At 52.9% G+C, this 20,719-nt stretch carries 15 protein-coding genes; 8 read left to right on the forward strand and 7 right to left on the reverse strand.

Going from position 1 to position 20,719, the window contains the following annotated elements:
* Positions 1-31: 31 nt before the first annotated feature.
* The gene (locus tag KO1_RS20155) at positions 32-1,714 is read right to left on the reverse strand and encodes a ShlB/FhaC/HecB family hemolysin secretion/activation protein (protein ID WP_049101527.1); all 1,683 of its coding nucleotides are present in this window, start codon (positions 1,712-1,714) and stop codon (positions 32-34) included.
* Between the two features lie 502 nt (positions 1,715-2,216).
* Here KO1_RS20155 and btsT point away from each other — a divergent pair.
* The 3 genes from btsT (at position 2,217) to yjiA (ending at position 5,648) form a co-directional block, all read left to right on the forward strand.
* The gene (gene btsT, locus KO1_RS20160; RefSeq protein ID WP_004108575.1) at positions 2,217-4,367 is read left to right on the forward strand and encodes a pyruvate/proton symporter BtsT; all 2,151 of its coding nucleotides are present in this window, start codon (positions 2,217-2,219) and stop codon (positions 4,365-4,367) included.
* 109 nt (positions 4,368-4,476) lie between these two features.
* Complete coding sequence (locus tag KO1_RS20165; RefSeq protein ID WP_004108577.1) at positions 4,477-4,680, forward strand: YbdD/YjiX family protein; 204 nt, start codon at positions 4,477-4,479, stop codon at positions 4,678-4,680.
* An 11-nt stretch (positions 4,681-4,691) separates the two neighbouring features.
* Entirely contained in the window at positions 4,692-5,648 is a 957-nt protein-coding gene (yjiA, locus tag KO1_RS20170) for a GTPase (protein ID WP_004108579.1), read from the forward strand.
* 170 nt (positions 5,649-5,818) lie between these two features.
* On the opposite strand, the gene KO1_RS20175 is transcribed toward yjiA, so the two are convergent.
* Positions 5,819-7,189, reverse strand: coding sequence for an NAD-dependent succinate-semialdehyde dehydrogenase (locus KO1_RS20175; RefSeq protein ID WP_004108581.1), 1,371 nt, complete (start codon positions 7,187-7,189; stop codon positions 5,819-5,821).
* Positions 7,190-7,368: 179 nt separating this feature from the next.
* Positions 7,369-8,307: an Rpn family recombination-promoting nuclease/putative transposase gene (locus KO1_RS20180; RefSeq protein WP_004108583.1), complete on the reverse strand. Its 939-nt coding sequence runs from the start codon at positions 8,305-8,307 to the stop codon at positions 7,369-7,371.
* Between the two features lie 207 nt (positions 8,308-8,514).
* On the opposite strand from KO1_RS20180, the gene KO1_RS20185 reads away from it, so the two are divergent.
* Together KO1_RS20185 and KO1_RS20190 are read left to right on the forward strand one after the other, a co-directional pair.
* Positions 8,515-9,330, forward strand: coding sequence for an AraC family transcriptional regulator (locus tag KO1_RS20185; RefSeq protein ID WP_023320287.1), 816 nt, complete (start codon positions 8,515-8,517; stop codon positions 9,328-9,330).
* Positions 9,331-9,376: 46 nt separating this feature from the next.
* Positions 9,377-10,024, forward strand: coding sequence for a LysE family translocator (locus KO1_RS20190; RefSeq protein ID WP_004108590.1), 648 nt, complete (start codon positions 9,377-9,379; stop codon positions 10,022-10,024).
* A gap of 10 nt (positions 10,025-10,034) precedes the next feature.
* On the opposite strand, the gene KO1_RS28800 is transcribed toward KO1_RS20190, so the two are convergent.
* Positions 10,035-12,290 (reverse strand): ATP-dependent helicase, encoded by a 2,256-nt coding sequence (locus tag KO1_RS28800; RefSeq protein WP_224227107.1) that lies wholly within the window; start codon positions 12,288-12,290, stop codon positions 10,035-10,037.
* A complete protein-coding gene (locus KO1_RS28805) occupies positions 12,290-15,247 on the reverse strand; it encodes a RecQ family ATP-dependent DNA helicase (RefSeq protein WP_224227108.1) in 2,958 nt (985 codons plus the stop codon). Before KO1_RS28805 ends, KO1_RS28800 begins: the two co-directional genes overlap by 1 nt.
* A 255-nt stretch (positions 15,248-15,502) precedes the next feature.
* On the opposite strand from KO1_RS28805, the gene KO1_RS20200 reads away from it, so the two are divergent.
* Together KO1_RS20200 and mdtM are read left to right on the forward strand one after the other, a co-directional pair.
* A complete protein-coding gene (locus KO1_RS20200; RefSeq protein WP_004108595.1) occupies positions 15,503-16,792 on the forward strand; it encodes a DUF445 domain-containing protein in 1,290 nt (429 codons plus the stop codon).
* Positions 16,793-17,006: 214 nt separating this feature from the next.
* Positions 17,007-18,251, forward strand: a complete 1,245-nt coding sequence (gene mdtM / locus KO1_RS20205) for a multidrug efflux MFS transporter MdtM (RefSeq protein WP_064407093.1) — start codon at positions 17,007-17,009, stop codon at positions 18,249-18,251.
* A 9-nt stretch (positions 18,252-18,260) separates the two neighbouring features.
* On the opposite strand, the gene KO1_RS20210 is transcribed toward mdtM, so the two are convergent.
* On the reverse strand, positions 18,261-18,887 hold the full coding sequence (locus KO1_RS20210; protein ID WP_004108598.1) for an IbrB-like domain-containing protein: 627 nt from the start codon (positions 18,885-18,887) through the stop codon (positions 18,261-18,263).
* Positions 18,887-20,098: a phosphoadenosine phosphosulfate reductase gene (locus KO1_RS20215; protein ID WP_017145056.1), complete on the reverse strand. Its 1,212-nt coding sequence runs from the start codon at positions 20,096-20,098 to the stop codon at positions 18,887-18,889. The genes KO1_RS20210 and KO1_RS20215 overlap by 1 nt, the downstream gene beginning before the upstream one ends.
* A gap of 372 nt (positions 20,099-20,470) precedes the next feature.
* On the opposite strand from KO1_RS20215, the gene KO1_RS20220 reads away from it, so the two are divergent.
* Positions 20,471-20,710, forward strand: coding sequence for a DUF2164 domain-containing protein (locus KO1_RS20220; RefSeq protein ID WP_004108602.1), 240 nt, complete (start codon positions 20,471-20,473; stop codon positions 20,708-20,710).
* The last annotated feature ends 9 nt before the right edge of the window (positions 20,711-20,719 follow it).

A 20,719-nucleotide genomic window follows, 5' to 3' on the forward strand; every position in this document is an offset into this window, starting at 1 on the left:
CACGCGCCGCCGGACGGCGCGTGAGTAAAAGTCAGTAGCTCCAGCTGACGCTGAAACCAAAAGTTGCTGGCTCGGTTTTAAAATCATCGGGTTTGTCTAAAGGGATACCGGCGAACAGGTCGTAGCTGGCGCGTAGGTACTGGCCGCGCAGCCCTGCCACGCCTCCGGCGAGGTGTTTGCCCACCAGCGTTTCACTGCCAGCGCCGCCGACTTCGCCGTAATCTGCTCCCAGATAAAACTCCTGCCCCGGCAACGGGGTCGACCAGGCGATATCGTTACGGACGTACCAGCCGTGGCTGGCGGTCAGGGTGCGCTCGCCGTCAAAGCCGCGAACCGTCCAGCGGCTGCCGATGGAAAACATATCCGGCGAAGTCAGCGGCGTGCTGCTCATCTGCCGCTGATAGCGACTGGTAAAGCGAAAACGTTGCCCGCCCAAGGCAAAAGGCAAATTGAGCTGAGCATTAAATTGCAGGATCTTGCTGAGGGCGGTTGCTTCCCCCCACTGCTCTTCTGGCGCAGGTTGAGCGCCGAACCAGCGGGTACCGCGCTGGTAGCTCACTCCGCTATCGAGAGTGGCGTTGCCAAGGTAATGGCGATGCTGCAGACCAAGCTTCCAGGCCGCCGTTTGCCGCCGCTGGACGGCAATCTCGGTGTCGTTAATGAAGTTACGCTGCTCGCGGGCTAACACATCGGCGCTAAGAGTGGTCTTCTGACTACCGCTACGGTGCAGTACGCGGCTAAGCTGGAAATCAACGTTCTTGCTTTTACCGCTGTACTGGTAATCGCCGTTAGCCCCCGCCACGGTTTGCACGTAATCGTACTGGCTGGCGGTTAATACGAACTGCCAGTAGCCCAGCGGGACCGAATAGTGGCCGGTCAGGTTCTTTGAGGATTTACCGCCGTTGCCATCGAGGTTATGTGAACCGGAAAGGTAAAAAAGATCGCTTAAGGATAGTGGGTTATCCAGTGACAGCGTCAGGTTCCCCTGGTAACGGCCGGTGGCATTAGAGCCGGAATCATCGAGCGAGGCGTCGATGCGCCAGAAGCGCTCCTGTTGGCGGTTAATGACAATATCGCTTTGCCCCGGCGTCTCGCCCGGAACAATTTCCATGCTGGCCTGAACCGTCGGCAGGCGCTGCAGATTTTCCAGCCCCTGTTCAATATCGCGCAAATCCAACAGTTTCCCGTCAGTCGCCGGAAATGCGCTCGCCAACCACAGATAATCATCGCTCTGCGCCGTAAGCCTGGCTTCACGGATATAACCCGGCATCACCACCAGGCGTAAAACACCGCTTTTTAAGTCCTGCTGCGGAGCAAGGATCCGGCTGGTGATATAACCGCGGTCGATTAATATATTCTGCAATTGGGCCATCAGTAGATTTATTCCCTTTCCTCCCAGACAACGCCCATTCACTTTATTTGTCTGGCGCTGGAGCGGAAGCCAATGCGGTAAGGCTTCGGCGCCCTGCAAAATAACCCGAGAAATAGCAAAGCAAGGTTGTTCAACGGGAAATAGCCCATCATCGATATTTACTCCTTCCGCGGATAAATGAATATCCGGTGACGGCGGCGCGAGCTGACTTTCCAGGGCTTGCTGGCGCTGCTGCTGGTTGATGAACTGCTGCTCACGTACGGTATCCGCAGGCGCGGCGTACCCCCACACTGGCAGCGCAGAGATAATAAAAGCCTTATGAATTAAACTCCGTTTATTCATTATTTTTTAAGCCAGGGCTATCCATGTCGATGACAAACACTCTTTAATGGCGATTAAATACATTCAAACGTGCATAAATATCAACTCATATTCATAAGGCAATCATCGTAATAATAACTTAACGACGAATTCATCAATGAGGGGCTATTTTTATTGGACTGCTGAATATATTTCAACAATAAAGGTAAAATGTGAAGTCATTATGAAATGAGAATAATGAATTTGAATTGATATAATCTGCCGCTGGTATGACTCGTGCCACACCACAACTCCCTGTGATCTCAATCACATAATTATCCCCTGTTAACTTCCCTCCCAACCGCTTACCCCGGCAAGTGACCGCTTAACCCCGAATATAACCACTCACAGATTTACCCAACTTTACGCGCGCAAAGTTCTGGCAAGATCGTCTCCAGCATAGCTAATCAATACCTCCACCAACCCTGACTCAAAACTAAACGGCTTCGGCCCATTATTCATCTCATTAACGCCAGGTTTTACTATGGATACTAAAAAGTTATTCAAGCACATACCCTGGGTGATTCTTGGAATCATCGGGGCATTTTGCCTCTCGGTCGTCGCTCTGCGCCGCGGTGAGCACGTCAGTGCGCTGTGGATCGTGGTGGCGTCGGTTTCCGTCTACCTCGTCGCCTACCGTTATTACAGCCTGTACATTGCGCAAAAGGTGATGAAGCTCGATCCTACGCGTTCGACGCCGGCGGTAATTAACAACGATGGCCTGAACTACGTTCCGACCAACCGCTACGTGCTGTTTGGCCACCACTTTGCCGCGATTGCCGGCGCCGGTCCGCTGGTGGGCCCGGTGCTCGCCGCGCAGATGGGCTATCTGCCGGGTACCCTGTGGCTGCTGGCGGGCGTCGTGCTGGCAGGAGCGGTACAGGACTTTATGGTGCTGTTTATCTCCTCGCGTCGTAACGGCGCCTCGCTGGGTGAGATGATCAAGCAGGAGATGGGTCCAGTACCGGGCTCCATCGCGCTGTTCGGCTGCTTCCTGATAATGATCATCATCCTCGCGGTGCTGGCGTTAATCGTGGTTAAAGCGCTGGCGGAAAGCCCATGGGGCGTGTTCACCGTCTGCTCGACCGTGCCAATTGCCCTGTTTATGGGGATCTACATGCGCTTCCTGCGCCCGGGTCGGGTAGGCGAAGTGTCGGTTATCGGCATCGTTCTGCTGGTGGCGTCTATTTACTTCGGCGGCGTGATTGCCCACGACCCTTACTGGGGCCCGGCGCTGACCTTTAAAGACACCACTATTACCTTTACCCTGATTGGCTACGCATTTATCTCGGCTCTGCTGCCGGTATGGTTGATTCTGGCGCCGCGCGACTACCTGGCGACCTTCCTGAAAATCGGCGTAATCGTTGGCCTGGCGCTGGGTATCGTGATCCTTAACCCGGACCTGAAAATGCCGGCGGTGACCCAGTACATTGATGGTACCGGTCCGCTGTGGAAAGGCGCGCTGTTCCCGTTCCTGTTTATCACTATTGCCTGCGGCGCGGTCTCCGGCTTCCACGCCCTGATCGCTTCCGGCACCACGCCGAAGCTGCTGGCTAACGAAACCGACGCCCGTTTTATCGGCTACGGCGCGATGCTGATGGAGTCCTTCGTGGCGGTAATGGCGCTGGTGGCGGCATCAATTATCGAACCGGGTCTCTACTTCGCGATGAACACCCCGCCGGCGGGTCTGGGCATCACCATGCCGAACCTGCACGAAATGGGCGGTGAAAACGCCGCGCTGATTGCCGCCCAACTGAGGGATGTCACCGCTCACGCGGCAGCGACCGTCAGCTCCTGGGGCTTCGTGATCTCTCCTGAACAAATCCTGCAAACCGCGAAAGATATCGGCGAACCGTCGGTCCTGAACCGCGCAGGCGGCGCGCCGACGCTGGCCGTGGGTATCGCTCACGTGTTCCACAAAATCATCCCGATGGCGGATATGGGCTTCTGGTACCACTTCGGTATTCTGTTTGAAGCGCTGTTTATCCTCACCGCACTGGATGCCGGTACCCGCGCAGGCCGCTTTATGCTGCAGGACCTGCTGGGCAACTTTGTACCGTTCCTCAAGAAAACCGACTCGCTGGTAGCAGGCATTATCGGTACTGCGGGCTGCGTTGGTCTGTGGGGCTACCTGCTGTATCAGGGCGTGGTCGACCCGCTGGGCGGCGTGAAGAGCCTGTGGCCGCTGTTCGGCATCTCTAACCAGATGCTGGCCGCCGTGGCGCTGGTGCTCGGTACCGTGGTGCTGGTCAAAATGCAGCGCACCAAATATATCTGGGTCACCGTGATCCCGGCTGCATGGCTGCTGCTGTGCACCACCTGGGCGTTGGGTCTGAAACTGTTTAGCACCAACCCGCAGATGGAAGGCTTCTTCTTCATGGCTCAGCAGTACAAAGAGAAGATCGCTTCCGGCGGCGAACTGACCGCGCAGCAGATTGCCAATATGAACCATATCGTGGTGAATAACTACACCAACGCCGGTCTGAGCATTCTGTTCCTTGTCGTGGTCTACAGCATCATTTTCTACGGCATCAAAACCTGGCTCAACGTACGCAACAATAAAGTGCGTACCGACAAAGAGACACCGTACGTGCCGGTACCGGAAGGCGGCGTGAAGACCTCTTCACATCACTAACCCCTAATGCCGGATGGCGCTACGCTTACCCGGCCTACACAAGCGAATGTTTGTAGGCCGGATAAGGCGCTAGCCGCCATCCGGCTTTATTCGTTCTCTGGAAAGCATAATGTTTGGTAACTTAGGTCAGGCAAAAAAATATCTCGGTCAGGCAGCGAAAATGCTGATTGGCATTCCGGATTACGATAATTACGTCGAGCATATGCAGACCAATCATCCGGACCAGCCGTACATGACCTATGATGAATTCTTTCGCGAACGCCAGCAGGCCCGCTACGGCGGCGACGGCAAAGGCGGCGTGCGCTGCTGCTAATGGAGGCAAATATGGCACCGATTGCAGTTACCCTATTAACCGGTTTTCTTGGCGCCGGTAAAACCACTCTACTGCGCCATATCCTGAACGAACGGCACGGCTTTAAAATTGCCGTTATCGAAAACGAATTTGGCGAAGTCGCCGTCGATGACCAGCTTATCGGCGACCGCGCGACGCAGATTAAAACCCTGACCAACGGCTGTATCTGCTGTACCCGCTCCAACGAACTGGAAGACGCTCTGCTCGATCTTCTCGACAGCCGCGATCGCGGAGAAATTGATTTTGACCGACTGGTGATTGAGTGTACCGGCATGGCCGATCCCGGCCCGATTATTCAGACCTTCTTCTCTCATGATGTACTGTGCGAACGTTACCTGCTGGATGGGGTGATTGCGCTGGTTGATGCGGCACATGCTGACCAGCAGATGAACCAGTTCACCATTGCCCAGTCGCAGGTGGGGTACGCCGATCGTATCCTGCTCACCAAAACCGACGTGGCGGGCGACAGCGACAAGCTCCGCGAGCGGCTGACGCGCATCAACGTCCGCGCGCCCATTTACCGCGTCATCCACGGCGATATCGACCTGAATCTGCTGTTTAACACCAGCGGTTTTATGCTGGAGGAGAACGTGGTTAGCAGCAAACCGCGCTTCCACTTTATGGCCGACAAGCAGAACGACGTATCGTCAATCGTAGTGGAGCTGGATTATCCGGTAGATATCAGCGAAGTCTCCAGGGTGATGGAAAATCTGCTGCTCACTTTTGCCGAACAGCTGATGCGCTATAAAGGGATGCTGTGGATCGACGGCGAACCGAATCGCCTGCTGTTTCAGGGCGTTCAGCGCCTCTACAGCGCCGACTGGGACCGACCATGGGGCGATGAGCGGCCGCACAGTACCCTCGTCTTTATCGGCATCAATCTACCGGAAAAAGAAATTCGCGCGGCGTTTGCCAGCTTGCGCAAATAGCCGCATGGACGGTTCCCTCTCCCCTTGGGGGAGAGGGTCAGGATGAGCGAAGGAGGCGCAAAATTACCCTTCCCCTCCCTCTTCCTGAGGAAGAAACCCTCGCCAATCGATGTCTTCCGGGAGGGCCATTAGTCCTGTGGGGGAGTCAGAGCATCTGCGCGCTCGGTTGCTTAGCGGCGAACCACCACCAGCTTCTGATTCACAAACTCTTTAATCCCAAGATCGGAAAGCTCGCGGCCGAACCCGGAGCGCTTAACGCCGCCAAACGGCAGCTCCGGCGCGGTATCGGTTAACCAGTTGATATAGACCATCCCGGTTTCAATCCGCGAAGCCATGCGTTTCGCCCTGTCGATATCCTGGCTGAACACGGCTCCGCCGAGGCCGTAATGCGAATCGTTGGCCAGCTTCACCGCCTCATCGTCATCTTTCACCACGTAGATTTGCGCGACCGGACCGAAGAACTCTTCAAAATAAGCCGGATTATCGCGGGTAATGCCGGTCAGTATGGTGGGCTCGAAAAAGCTGCCTTCTCGCTGCGCAGGTTTGCCGCCCAGATGCAGTTTCGCGCCATTTTTCACCGCCTCGTCCACCTGTTTGGTCAACGTTTCCAGCGCGTCCTTTGAGGAGAGCGGGCCCAGCGTGGTACTTTCGTCCAGCGGATCGCCAATTTTCACCTCGCGGAAGGCTTGCGTAAACTGGCTGAGGAAAGCGTCGGCAATTTTTTCATGCAGGATAAAACGTTTCGCCGCGGTGCACACCTGCCCGGCATTATTGAGCCGCGCCTGCACGCCGGTCTTCACCGCTTTCTCCAGATCGGCATCGTCGAGAACGACAAATACATCGTTGCCGCCCAGTTCAAGCGTCGCTTTCTTAATGTGTTTAGCCGCCTGCGCCGCTACCACGCCACCGGCTTTTTCCGAGCCGGTCAGGGCCGCACCCTGTACGCGATCGTCGGCGATAATCTTCGCTACCTGATCCTGAGAAATGAACAGGTTAGTCCATGCGCCCTCTGGCGCGCCGGCCTCACGAACCAGCTGAGCGAAGGTTTCCGCACAGTGCGGGACGATGCTGGCATGTTTGGCGATCACCGGGTTTCCTGCCGCCAGATTCGGCGCCAGCACGCGCATCAGCTGATAATAAGGGAAGTTCCACGGCTCTACCGCCATCAGTACGCCGATGGGATGGTGTTCGACCCAGGCTTCACCCAGTTCTGACGGATATTTTACCGGCGCCAGAAACTGTTTTGCGTTATCGGCGTAGTAGCGGGCAATTTGCGCGCACAGTTTGACCTCACCGCGGCTTTGCTCGATAAGCTTACCCATCTCCTGGCTGGCGATTTTGGCCAGCTCTTCAACCCGGCTGTCGATCAGGTCCGCCAGCTTGTGCAGGATCGGTAGCCGTTGGTCAATATTTCCCTTGGCCCACTGCGAATGATAAAGCGCATCCGCCTTTTGCAGCGCCGCTTCCACGTCAGCATCGCTGTGTGCCGGATACGCTTTGATAAGCTGATTATTGGCAGGATTCACCGTCTGATAAGCCATATCGCATGTCTCCTTGTTATCGCTGTTAACGCAGTCATAAATACCGCACAGGTTATTAAGGGTAGTCGAGATAGCTGAGGATGCGCTCCGGATCAGGTAGATACGGAATTTTCCAGGAATGAAATGGTGAACGCCTGGAGGGCTAAACGGCTCCAGCTGCCCCCCGGCGCATCAGGGGCCTAATGATGCCTGACCGCAAGCGCCGCCTCCGGCAAACCGGTAATTCTTAGCACCGTCTCCAACGCCATACCTTCGGCGAGCATCGTTTGGGCGATACGCAGCGCTTCGGCGCGCTGCCCCTCTTCAACCCCCTCCAGACGACCTTTCTCAAGGCCTTCCCGCTTCCCCTGCCTGCGCCCTACTTCACGTAACCTTTCGGCGATAGTCATTAGCTTCTCCTTGTGCTGCGGTACCCGCTGGGCCACTTCGCGGATGAACTTACCTAACCGAAGCGCTTTGCCCGAGTGAATCAGATAATTAAACAGCGTTTTCAGCTGCCTGTCATTAGCGTATCCATTAAGCAAAATGGCCGTCAGATGCTCCACAATACCCAGCAGATCGCGCTGACGAATATGTTTTTGCATCAGCTCCAGCAGGGCGACTCTTCGATGCTGCACAATTTCGTCATCAGGTACGACGGTAATATCCACCAGCGGAAATGGTCCGGTATAAAGCTGTTTTGCCAGGGCTGGGTCGGCGAACATGTCGAGCCAGGATAACGACCAGGGGTATGGCGTGGCGACGCCATGATAAAACAGTATCGGGATCACCAGCGGCAGCGTTTTATGCCCGTTATCCAGATGGCGCTGCATCGCGGCAATAGCATAACGCATGAGTCTGAAGGCCATAAACGCATCCGGGGAGCTTTGATGTTCGATGACCACATAGATATAGCCTTCTCCCGCGGCAGTTTTCAGCGCCCACAGAACATCGGAGTAGTATGCCCGCAGGTTCTCTTCAATAAAGCTACCGGACGCAAGCGTTAACGTATCCAGGTCGCACATTTTTCGTAGCGCTGGCGGCAGATGGATATCAAGGAAGTCCCGCGCGGTGTCAGCATGACGTAGAAACTGTTTGAATACCGCATCGTGCGGCGTGGACGTAGTACCCTTTTCCATGGCTATCCGCCTGCGTAAGAAATCCTGCCGCCACTCTACTGCGCCCTGTTTCTCACCACACGCCCTGCTGTTGGTCTTTACGAGCCGCGACGAAAGCTATTTTTCTTCGGCTGCAAGCAAAACATTTTTGTCCAACGCGACTCGCAGTTTTCCCACCGGCTGATGGCATGTTATAAACAGCTATTCCCTTCAGCTCAGGAGCCAGCCGTGAGCCATACGCGCGACATTCAGCAAACTTTCTGGCGTGACGAACAGCTTCCCTGGCTGGAGCTGCGCAGCACATGGCTTAGCCGCCAGGCCTATAAACGGCATCGTCATCCGCAGCTCTCCATTGGGGCGATTATCGAGGGGGAAACGCGCTGTATCTGCAGCGGGCAGGAGTATCTGCTGCGCCCTGGCGACCTGATTATTATCCCCGCGCAGGCACCCCACAGCTGTAATCCGCGCGACGGCCAGCCGCGCAGCTACCATATGCTCTATCTCGAGCTAAGCTGGTGCTGGCAACAGCTGACAGACGGTGTGCATCAGGCAAGGTTGATCACATCATCGCCCGTCATTCGCGATGCCGGGCTCTTTGCGCATTATCTGCAGATCGTGGAGCAGATGAGGCAGCAGCAGACCATGCAGCTCCCTGCAAGCGTCGCTCGTCTGGTTCATACTCTACCGCTGCGCCCGCATGCGCCTCAGGCGCTAAGCGAGACCAGCGCCCGTCTTTTCAGCCGCCTGGCAACCGATCTGCAGGCTCCGCCGACGCTGGATAGCCTCGCCGACGAGTTTGCTCTACGTAAAGAGACGCTGATCCGTACCTTCAAGCAGGAGACCGGTCTGACGCCCGCCAGTTTTATCAATATCGCGCGTATTGAATTCGCTAAAACGCGCCTGCGCGCAGGGGATAATATTGCCGATGTGGGCTACCAGGCCGGGTTTGCCGATCAGAGTCACTTTCATAAAACCTTTGTCAGCTATACCGCCGCCACGCCTCGCCAGTATGCGCAGTCCCGATCAATAACAGACAATAATTAGCGTTCACGCTGGCGTAGGGTGACCTCAGGTTACTACTGAGGTTGCTATGGACATACTCGCTACGCTCTTTCCCTCCGCCTTCCCCGCGCTGGCGCTTTCTCATTTTGTCGCCCTGCTGAGCCCCGGGCCGGATTTTTTTCTGCTGGTGGGCTACGCCATCCGCTATCGCCTGCGCGGCAGCGTCGGCCTGTGTATCGGCATTGCCGCCGGAAACGGTCTGTATATTATTCTGGCGGTAATCGGCTGGGGGATCCTGCGCCACGCGCCGCTGCTGTTTACGGTGATTGAGCTGCTGGGCGCGGCGTATTTACTGTGGATTGGCAGCCTGCTGCTAAGAAGCCGTCCGACCACGCTGGCGCTGGATGGCGCCTCGGCTTCGCGCCCGTCGCTGGTGAAACAGCTTTTTCTCGGGCTGGGTTCTTCACTGCTCAATCCGAAAAACGCCCTGTTCTACCTCGCGCTGATGACCTCCCTGTTGGGACCGAACGTCACGCTGGTGCAGCAGGCCGTCAGCGGGGCATGGATGACCAGCGTGGTGTTGATATGGGATCTGTTGCTGGTTACGCTGATTGCGCTACCGTCGGTGCAGCGCCGCCTTTCCGCCGTCGTCTGGCGAGTCGAGCGCACGGCCGGCGCCATACTGATGGCTTTTGGCGGCTGGATTGTCTGGCAATTTTTGCACGAGGCCGTGTAAGTATTCTGCTTCAAGTAATATTGTCATAAGCGGCTTCTTCACGGGTTTCAACCAATAATATCGGTACATACCAATTGTCCACTTTCACCGCAACTTGATAATCCTCTGCTGTTAGTGTTTTGCTGCGCTGTAGCATGGCAAGCACTTCAATTTTGCGGATCCCGGAAAGAGAAAATTGCCACTGGCTCTTTCCGGCACTTGAAAGCTGCGCAATTGCCGATTGATTAGCATTCACCTTGATGGTATTCCCGACAGAGACCAGTTGGACGCTATCCCCAACCTGCATATCGGTAAGTAACGAATGAATGGGATGACCAGCCGGATGTCCACCTGCAAAACTGATATAGAGCTGGCGCAATCCGATGATCGAGAAACGACGTAAGATCCCAGGCGCAACGGCTTGTGCAGCAGTATGGCTGATGACCGCTGGATCTAACTGTTCGATATAGGGATTTGGCGCACGATCATCATGCATAATAACAAGTCGGGATATCGCTCGCGTCATGCCAACATAAAAGAGCCTTCGTTCTTCTTCGTTATTTTCAGGTTGCAGAGAGTGCGAACTACGCCAACCTCCATCTAATATAATGACATGCTCAAACTCTTCACCTTTTACGCCATGTACGGTGCTCAGCAAAACCCCCAGGCCAAAGCGAACCTGGCTGTGCTGGGCATGTAAATATTCCAGTATGAAATGTTCAAAATAAGCGGCAGGTAATGGCTCGCCTCCCTGGCTTAGCTCCCATTGCTCAATTAATTCATAAATAATATCGTGCCAACGGTTCGCCTGGTCTCGCCCCGGTAGTTGCTGACACAGCTCTGCTGGCGTCAGCGACTCGAGCGCTCTTTCTCGTAGCCATAGCAGATAATTGGCGATCTCCCGACAGTGGCGAATGGGGAAACCATAATCTTTCTCCAGCGCAAAGCGGCAAGGAATACCTGCATCCGCAAGGGCTGAACGGACCCAAATAAGCTCCTTTTTGTCGAGCCCATTGCGTGCAATAACCGCAATTTTCTCAAGAGGGCATTCCGGCTGCAGCCGTTGAATATACTGAATTTGGCGCACGACTTCTGCCGCCTGCTGAGCCGCGCCGGTACAATGCTGGATAACAACTTTGCCTTCCGAAGGTTCAAGTGCGCTCCACTCTCCGCCTGGCGGAAGCATCTGGCGAGCGCGATCGATTACGATCGGATGCTCGCATTTCATTCTCCCCTGATTATGACTGATAAGATAATTTGAACATGCAATAATATTGGCCGTAGAGCGGTAATTCCACGTTAAAAAATGAGTACGGGCGGAGTAATCGCTTTCAAACAAACGAATAAATCGCACGCTGGCATCACGGAAACCATAAATAGATTGATCGTCATCACCCACCGCCATGAGATTAAGACGAGCATCATCTTCACTTTCATTTTTACCTGCCAGCGCGGCAATCAGCTGATACTGTGGCTCATCAATATCCTGATATTCATCCACTAGTAAATACTCAAGCCCGCCGAGGAGGTATTCACGTTGTTCTTCAACTTCTAACCCGAGCTGCGTTTCATCGCCTTTGAGTAAAGCTATTGCTTTCCAGAGCAGGTTATCAAAATCGATTTCGTCATTATCTTTCCGCTCAATCTGGTATCCCGTAAGGCTCAATGCTAATCCGTGGAAGGTTTGTACCATTATGCTGGCGCCATCTTTACCAAGCAACGACTTCAATCTGCGTCTTAAGGAAATCGCTGCGTTACGGTTATAGCAGAGCAACAGGATTTTACGCGGGTCGACCTGCTTCACGCGTAAAAGATAGGCGCATCGATGGATAATAACTTTACTTTTCCCTGAGCCTGGTCCGGCAAGAACTAACGTATTTTGTTCAAGGCTCGCCTGCACAATTTGCTCCTGATCGGGATTATGCAAATTTTCAACAATGCGTTTCCATGAGCTTTCGCTGGTTGCCAGATCGAGAATTTTTCGCCGCCCTTTAAAATAAAGTGGAACAAATGACTCGGCATCCATAGCAAAGTAATCCTGTACGAGCCGTTGGGCATAGTTAGGTTTTTCAAGACCAAGCCTGGCGTATTCATTCATCACATGGATCTGAAGCGTCTTTTGCTGATAATGGAGAGCCAGTGGTTCATAATCAGCTTTGACATACCGTTGCGATTTTTCAGCCTGCAATTTCAAGCTCATCGCTGTCCGGAAAACAGCCAGCCCATTTTGCAGCACAATGGCATGTTGTTCATGAAGATAAAGTAGAGCACGTTCTGCACCAGCCATCAGCCACTGCTGCTCATCCCCCCCTGTCTCTGTTGGATCATTGGAATAATATCAACATCTTTTCTTAAATAATCGATAACCTGTTCCAGTGAGAAAGAAAGCATCACTTTTTTGATACTGCTTTCATCACTATCCAATGCCAATTGATAAATAAAATTCAGTACGGAGCTTGTCACACGATGACGTTGTAAAATGGCTCTTTCGATATATGCCCAGTCACGATACATAATAATCTGGTAGCTGTTCCTTGTACCATAACGAAAATCAATAAGCCCTTTATGACCGTTTGCTCGAGCATCCTGAGACCAGCTAAATAATATATTTTGTAGTAACGTGGTATTACTTCTATCATAGCCTTGCTGAATAATCTCTTGATTCATAACCGCAATCTGGAGAGGCCATGGCATCCCCAGTTCAATATCAGGATGAGCTTCGCGCAGCAGCCCTAACATGGCGATTTCAATATTGTGAATTAACTCAGTTGTGATCCTCGCATTATCTTTCCCTTTGGGGCGCATACGTACGGTCAGCAGCATTCCCCTGGTGACCAGGCCAACATCAGCCATCTGTGTCAATACGCGCATAACATCTTTTGCTTCAATTCCTGACGTATTATTTTCTTTATGCGGAAGAAATTGGGCAACCTCATCAGCAATGCTGTCGGCACTAAGTCCGTCATCGTCATTAGCATTTAATAGCGCCTGTAAAACAGCATTCCAGAGAACCATCGCCGCAGGATTCAAGTGCAGCGCTGCCATCTTACTTTGCGCTTCTTCCAGAGAAGAAAAGGCCACTTTTCCCTGAAAAACCTGAGTTATATTATCAAGTCGCTCCACATAACCAACACGTTCCAGCCACGCTATCCCCGTTTTAACTTTAGTATCCGCATTGTTATCATCGATAGAGAAACTGGTTTTAACCATAGGATGATTAATTAGCTCAATACTTGTGGCAACGACTTCATTATTTTCATTAACTTTCTTTTTGATTCCCTTAAATATTGCATAAATATCTTTAAAGCTTACTTCACTAATAGCCTGAAGGCGAAACTGTTTTTCAATGTCCTGCTCATCAAATAATAGCACACAATGCGCGTCCAGCGTATCCCGCCCAGCACGCCCTGCCTCCTGGAGATAATTTTCCAGAGAACCGGGGATCTCCGCATGTATTACTAAACGTACATTTTCTTTGTCTATTCCCATGCCAAAGGCATTAGTAGCACAAATAACTCGATAACGGTTAGCAATAAACCCTTCAAGGATTTCTTTCTTTTCACTATTTTCAAGCCGGGCATAAAAACGAGCAACCGGTAAAGGTTGCTGTTGGGTCAACACATCGCTGATTTCATCTACCGAACGGCGGGTCGCGCAATAGATAATGCATGCACCTTCATCATCATTAGAAAAAAATTTATCGAGCAAATTCAAAATCTGACTAATTTTGCTCAAGCCATTACTTGCAATGATTTCATAGTGAAGATTAATTCTTTCTACTCCCCCTGAAAAACGAGCTAATGGGTGCGATAATTTTTTGTCAAAATACCGACAAATATCATTAATCACATCCAACTTCGCCGTTGCGGTATAGCAAAATACCGGAGGAATCTGCACAGACTGCTCCTGCGCCAAAGATTCAATAACCTTGCCACAATACAGATAGTCAGGACGAAAATCATGGCCCCACTTTGATAAACAGTGAGCCTCATCAAAAACCCATCCACTAATCTGACGTTGCTTGATAGCTTGTTTTACCGCGCGGTTACGTAATTGCTCAGGAGAGAGGTAAAGAATCGCAATATCCCCCTTACGGACCTGCTCAAGAATAGCGCCGCGCTCAGGTAAAGTTAGCATCCCTGAAATGGCCTCAACGCCTTTAATACCTGCCTTATGACGTAAATTATCCACTTGATCTTTCATCAGCGCTTGTAAAGGCGAAATAACAATGGTTAAAGAACCATTTCGCAAATTCCTGACAATCGCAGGAAGTTGATAACATAAAGACTTCCCTCCGCTAGTCGGTAATATCCCAAGCAGTGAACGACTAGCTAATCCGTACTCAACGATATTGCGCTGTAACGGCGAGCCATCAGGAAGTTTACGAAAATCGTTCAGCTCGAAAATTTTCTGTAAATGCCGACGAGCATCATGGTTTTCACAGCAGTAGCGGCAAGTTTCAGACTGGCATTTTTGCTCACGCAATTCGCGGATGATATCAGCGGTGACGGGAAAACGGCGCCATATCCAGGGCGGTAAAACAGAATTCCCTCCCGATACGGGGAGCCAGGCACAGGCAAAAGCCAATGGTAGTAAGCGCAAAGGCTGTTTAAGAGCATCGCCAATAACCCGATTAAGCTGGTTAGGGCATGCTTTATTCTGAGCAACCGATTTAACTAGCGTAGGTAAAACTACGGCGGATATGGACGCCTGACCCGTCAGTGCGGAAAAAATGCTGGCCATCCCACGTGTACTGAAATGGCTGGCAACGCCGTGCTCAAAAAGATACTGATATAGCTGCAACTGAGCCAGCGGCTTTTCTTGCAGCGCACATATTTGCTCGGTGAATACCTGAAGCGATAATTTAGCGTCATTCACTGGATCGTTAATGCTATCTCTTACCAGTTTATAGTCTTTAATCAGCCGATGGTATGGATTTGCGGGAAAAGCTAGCGGTGATAAATAAAGGGTATCAATGATTGGTTTATCTAATAATATTTGAGCACGTACGCGTTGTTTGGCAATCCAGGGTAAATCATGATCCAGTATGTTATGACCGAGGATTAAATCTGCATCGCCTGCCATTTCATCCAATTGATGAATCGCTTCATCCTGATTTATCTTCAAACTCAACGTGCGTTCCGCCAGCACGGCCCCCATATGCCTTAACTTTTCATCACGCGTAAGCTCTAAATCGAAAGACAGAATTTTATTAAAATCAACAGAATGTTTATCCGTTTTCATCAAATATAGCACCAGGAAATTTCAGGAATGATTTTGATACACATTGAAATATAAAACGTATTTAATTTCCTATTGAATCACTAATTTCTGGTGAAATCCAGACGGTTAAATTGCTATACCGTCATTTCATATCATCAATGGTGCTCACGATGCCCACTCTTAGCTAGCTAAGCGCCACGGGAAATAAGTCTCAGGCAAATAAAGTCCCTCCCCTCCCGCTCAATCAGTTTTTGCACGAGTTCGCCGTCAGGCTATATGCTTAGACCTATGGAAAAACTCGCTGAACTGAAACGCGCCAAGCTGCTGGCGCTCTCGCTGCTGCTGATTGCAGTCGCCATTTTTATCACTACCCTTGTGCTGCCGCCGACGCCATGGGTCGGTGCGCTAAAGGCTATTTCCGAAGCGGCGATGGTGGGCGCGCTGGCGGACTGGTTCGCGGTGGTCGCGCTGTTTCGCCGCATTCCCCTGCCGTTCGTGTCGCGACATACGGCAATTATCCCGCGTAATAAAGACCGAATTGCCGACAATCTCGGCTATTTCGTGCAGGAAAAATTTCTCGATACGCCCTCGCTGGTCGCGCTGATCCGCCGCTACGAACCGGCGCTGATGCTCGGCAACTGGTTCAGCCAGCCGGAAAACGCGCGTCGGGTCGGCCAGCATCTGCTGCAGGTGATGAGCGGCTTTCTGGAGCTTACCGACGACGCGCGCATTCAGCGCCTGCTGCGTCGGGCGGTGCATAAAGCGATTGATAAGGTCGATTTAACCCAAACCAGCGCCATGATGCTGGAAGGATTGACGCGCGATAACCGCCATCAGAAGCTGCTGGATTCGCTGATTAGCCAGCTGATCGCCCTGCTCCAGCGCGACAGCTCGCGGGCGTTTATTGCCCGCGGTATCGTGCACTGGCTGGAGACCGAGCATCCGCTTAAAGCCAGGCTACTGCCTACCGAATGGCTGGGCGAGCACAGCGCTGAAATGGTTACCGATGCGGTTAACACGCTGCTCGACGAAGTCAGTCAGGATCGCGCTCATCAGATCCGTCAGGCCTTCGATCGCGCGGCGCTTAAGCTGATCGATAACCTGAAGTCCGATCCGCAGATGGCGGAAAAAGCGGACAGTATCAAAGCGTATCTGAAAAATGATGAGACGTTTAACCGCTATCTGGGCGAAGTGTGGGCCGACCTGCGCGGTTGGGTCAAAAACGACGTCAATAGCGAGGATTCACGCATTAAACAGCGCATTGCCGAAGCCGGGCAGTGGTTTGGCGAAACGCTGCTCCACGATGAGGCGCTGCGCGAATCGCTGAACGAACATCTCGAGCAGGCGGCGCACCGGGTGGCACCGGAGTTTGCCACCTTCCTGACACGCCATATCAGCGATACGGTCAAAAGCTGGGATTCCCGCGATATGTCGCGGCAAATCGAACTGAATATCGGGAAGGATCTGCAGTTTATCCGTATTAACGGCACGCTGGTTGGCGGCACCATCGGTCTGCTGCTGTGGCTGTTTTCACAAATTCCGTCGCTGCTGCATTTACATATTTAATTCAACTTTCTGTTTTAAAAGTATTTCTTCCATAAATACATATTAACCACTAAAAAAACAGGGATTTTTAAGTTGACCCTAAATTTATTGCAGTGTGAAGTGCTGAAACAGCGGGCACCGGCTAAGCGCGTACCGCTGTTTTAACACGCAAGCTCAGGATAGATTCGCCCCTTTCCGATCGTCGTTGCGTAGAGACTCAACAAGGAGCCCACCGATGTTGCAATGGATGACCCGTTTTTTCGCCCGCCATTCCGCCACGCTGTTCTTCCCGGCGGCGCTGATCCTGTATGACTTTGCCGCCTATCTGACCACCGACCTTATTCAACCGGGGATTATCCACGTTGTGCGCGATTTTGACGCCGACGTGGCGCTGGCTCCCGCCTCGGTCAGTCTGTATATGGCCGGTGGCATGGCGCTACAGTGGCTGCTCGGGCCGCTCTCCGATCGTATCGGCCGCCGTCCGGTGCTGCTCACCGGCGCGCTGATCTTTACCCTGGCCTGCGTAGCGACCCTGTTCACCACCTCAATGGAGCAGTTCCTCGCGGCGCGCTTTGTTCAGGGCACCAGCATCTGCTTTATCGCCACGGTCGGCTACGTCACCGTGCAGGAGGCATTCGGCCAGACAAAAGCCATTAAGCTGATGGCGATTATTACCTCGATCGTGCTGATCGCGCCGATCATTGGTCCGCTTTCCGGCGCCGCGTTGATGCATTTCGTGCACTGGAAGGTGCTGTTCGGGATCATTGCGGCGATGGGGTTTATTGCCTGGCTGGGTCTGCTGCTGAACATGCCGGAAACCGTCCGGCGCGGCGACGTTCCCTTCAGCGCCAGCGGCGTACTGCGCGATTTTCGCAATGTCTTCCGCAACCGCATTTTCCTGTTCGGCGCCGCCACGCTCTCGCTCAGCTATATACCGCTAATGAGCTGGGTTGCGGTCTCGCCGGTTATCCTGATTGACGACGGCGGACTGACCACCGCCGAGTTTGCCTGGACCCAGGTACCGGTCTTCAGCGCAGTGATTATTGCCAACCTGTCGGTAGCGCGCTGGGTCAAAGACCCTACCCGCCCGCGCTTTATCTGGCGCGCGGTGCCCATCCAGATGACCGGGCTGGCGATCCTGATCCTCGGCAACCTGCTGTGGCCGCACGTCTGGCTGTGGTCGGTGATCGGCACCTGCTTTTACGCTTTCGGCATTGGCCTGATCTTCCCGACGCTGTTCCGCTTTACCCTGTTTTCCAACGATCTGCCAAAGGGCACCGTTTCCGCGTCGCTGAATATCGTGATCCTCAGCGTCAGCGCACTTTCTATCGAAGCGGCGCGCTGGCTGTGGTTTAACGGCGGCAGGCTGCCGTTCCATCTGCTGGGGGTAACGGCAGGGATCGCGGCCGCGTGCTGTCTGGCGGGGCTGTTAAGCCGGATACGCCAGCGTCCCGAAGCCATGCTGGCACAGCAGGAGTAGCGAAAGGCGCTACTCCACGGTCCAGGCTTCGCTGAAGCTCTCGTCGGCGAACAGCTCCGTCAGGCCGCTGATCTGTTTCAGACGCAGCACCTCATCAGCATCCATACCGAGCTCTTCGCCGATGCGCCGATCGTCCCAGCCCTGACGATGTAAATCGCGGACGATATCGGACATCGCCGCGATCTGGTGTTTACCCCTGGCGCGATTATGGCGAATAGTGGCGGCGATACGCTCTTTCTGCCCCTCGCGCTCGGCATTGATAAGCGTCACCGGGAGATAACCATGCAGACGCCGGCTCAGCTCCGGGCGGCTCTTCCCAATCAGGTGGCGATGAAAACCATCCACCACCAGGTGCCGTCGCTGCTGGCGAGCCACCACTACCGGTTGGGTAAAACCATCCAGTTCGATAGATCGTTCCAGAAGCTTTTTTTCCACCGTCGCCATCACGTTCGGATTGTAGTCATTCGCCTCAACCGTTTTGGCTTCAACCCACAGCACGCAGTCCACCGGCTCGCGGCAGAACGGGCTGTGCTGGTGGATCAGGCTCTTCAGCTCGTTAATCGCTTTGATTTTCAGGTCAACATCGTCAAACGACTCGAGATATTCAATCACTGTCTTAGCCACATCCGGTGACATCAGAGCGTCCTCCACTCTTTACGTTTGTTACTCATCAGTCGACAGTAGCGCTCATAGTGCTTAGGCTGCGTCGGGCTGAACGACAGCATCCGGCACCAGAAATCGTTTTTCAGCAGCGTCTTACAGATGCGGCGCCATGAAGGGATATCGCGATAGCCGAGATCTTTTTCCTGCTCATCGGGGATATCGTCGGGAAACCCGCGGGTCTGGTACCAGTGCAGATAAATAGCGATTTTATTACGGTAATGCTCGGCGGTTTTTTCCGGCATGCTGTCGAGCAGAAAGAGCGCGTACTCGCGCCAGCTAAAATGCGCCGGTTTGCGGATTTTGGTCTTCAGCGCAAAGTAGTCGCCGCTGGCGTTGGCATAAATCGCACCGCTGTGCGCGCCGCATACGCGTCGGCACATCCGCTCCCAGGTCTCCGGCTCAAGAATGTGATACAGCCACAGCCCGCGCCGCTGCTCGGGGCCGAAGGGTTCGCAGACGCGCATATTTTTTAGCGGCACCCCGGCGCGATACATCAGGTCATAAAGCGGGTTGTAGGGGAGTCGTGACTTATGATTAAAGATCCAGATGTCGCGGGTCCGCCAGTCATAAAGGGGATAGCAGGTATAGCTAAATCCCTCCGGCGAGGCGGTCGTCCACGGCTTATCTTCCTCAAAGCGCAGTTTGGTCTGCGAGGTAAGCGCCATGTAGCGATGCAGCGACTCGTCGGTGCGGATGCCGATAAGCGAAGCAAGACTTCTACCCGCGGCCAGCCAGTGGGAAAAGGCCGGAATAAACGCTTCAAAGGTCATTTCCGGCTGATAAAAAGGAAAAAAACCGGCATCGGTGATGGCATCCTCGGGCGGCTGCCTCACCCATTCAACCCCGGCCCGCCAGGCGACCCATTCCGGCTCATGCTGCGATACGCCGCTCACCGTCGTCATCGGCAGCGCCACCCAATAGAAGCGGCTCACCACATCCTGATAGCGCTCTTTCATATTTTGCACGTGCTGGATGGTTAATAAATACTGCGCCTCCCAGTCCACGAACAGCACCGCAAATTTTTTCCCTTTTTTACGCGCAACGGCTGCCGCCAGATGAAATAATACCGTCGAATCTTTACCGCCGGAAAAAGATAAACAGACCTGCTCGAAGGTATCAAATACCCAATCCAGGCGCATCAGAGCAGCGTCAAAAACATTCATATCCAGTTTTACGCGTTTCATCCTTCACCCCTGATAAATGAATCGCCGTCAGAATGTACTTATAGAAAAAATCCGTAAGCCAGATAACCTGAAAACAGGTCTATAGATTATTCATCCAGATACCGCATGCTGAAAAAAGGCGAGCGCAACTAAATGTTATTCACACCATGAAAAACATGTTATCTCATTTAAATTCATGAAGTTATGAGAATCGCTCTTATTGTCTTCATTTTAACGAGAATACTGTGATCTCAGTCACAATTAGCTCCTGAGCGATTTAATCAACCTCCTTCGTTATGGCCAAAAACATCACGCCATATCACAACTGACTCCCCGCGATCGGATATAATCAGCAGCCCTGTTTAACCGTAACAATATTGATTAAGGAACGCTATGAGCGATATAGATCTCAGCCCGCCGCAACGCGATCTGCTACGCGAAAAGCTGTATAAATACTGCCAGGAGAATTTTGAACTGGAACTGGAGCAATTTGACGCGGAATTTTTTGTCGACTTTATCGCGAAAGAGCTGGGTCCAATGTTTTATAACGCCGGGATTGATGCGGCCATCGCCACCCACCTTGCATGGAGCGATCGAATTCAGGAAGAGATGGATCTGAAAAAAGTCTATTAGCGGAAGATC

Source organism: Klebsiella oxytoca NBRC 105695 (assembly GCF_001598695.1).
Classification (GTDB): Bacteria; Pseudomonadota; Gammaproteobacteria; order Enterobacterales; family Enterobacteriaceae; genus Klebsiella; species Klebsiella oxytoca.

Bases quoted from the DNA above. Each gene is read 5' to 3' on its own strand.
- KO1_RS20200 (WP_004108595.1), top strand. From the start codon at position 15,503: ATGCTTAGACCTATGGAAAAACTCGCTGAACTGAAACGCGCCAAGCTG.
- mdtM (WP_064407093.1), top strand. From the start codon at position 17,007: ATGTTGCAATGGATGACCCGTTTTTTCGCCCGCCATTCCGCCACGCTG.
- KO1_RS28805 (WP_224227108.1), bottom strand. From the start codon at position 15,247: ATGAAAACGGATAAACATTCTGTTGATTTTAATAAAATTCTGTCTTTC.
- yjiA (WP_004108579.1), top strand. From the start codon at position 4,692: ATGGCACCGATTGCAGTTACCCTATTAACCGGTTTTCTTGGCGCCGGT.
- KO1_RS28800 (WP_224227107.1), bottom strand. From the start codon at position 12,290: ATGGCTGGTGCAGAACGTGCTCTACTTTATCTTCATGAACAACATGCC.
- KO1_RS20155 (WP_049101527.1), bottom strand. From the start codon at position 1,714: ATGAATAAACGGAGTTTAATTCATAAGGCTTTTATTATCTCTGCGCTG.
- KO1_RS20210 (WP_004108598.1), bottom strand. From the start codon at position 18,887: ATGTCACCGGATGTGGCTAAGACAGTGATTGAATATCTCGAGTCGTTT.
- KO1_RS20215 (WP_017145056.1), bottom strand. From the start codon at position 20,098: ATGAAACGCGTAAAACTGGATATGAATGTTTTTGACGCTGCTCTGATG.
- KO1_RS20165 (WP_004108577.1), top strand. From the start codon at position 4,477: ATGTTTGGTAACTTAGGTCAGGCAAAAAAATATCTCGGTCAGGCAGCG.
- KO1_RS20220 (WP_004108602.1), top strand. From the start codon at position 20,471: ATGAGCGATATAGATCTCAGCCCGCCGCAACGCGATCTGCTACGCGAA.
- KO1_RS20175 (WP_004108581.1), bottom strand. From the start codon at position 7,189: ATGGCTTATCAGACGGTGAATCCTGCCAATAATCAGCTTATCAAAGCG.
- KO1_RS20190 (WP_004108590.1), top strand. From the start codon at position 9,377: ATGGACATACTCGCTACGCTCTTTCCCTCCGCCTTCCCCGCGCTGGCG.
- KO1_RS20180 (WP_004108583.1), bottom strand. From the start codon at position 8,307: ATGGAAAAGGGTACTACGTCCACGCCGCACGATGCGGTATTCAAACAG.
- btsT (WP_004108575.1), top strand. From the start codon at position 2,217: ATGGATACTAAAAAGTTATTCAAGCACATACCCTGGGTGATTCTTGGA.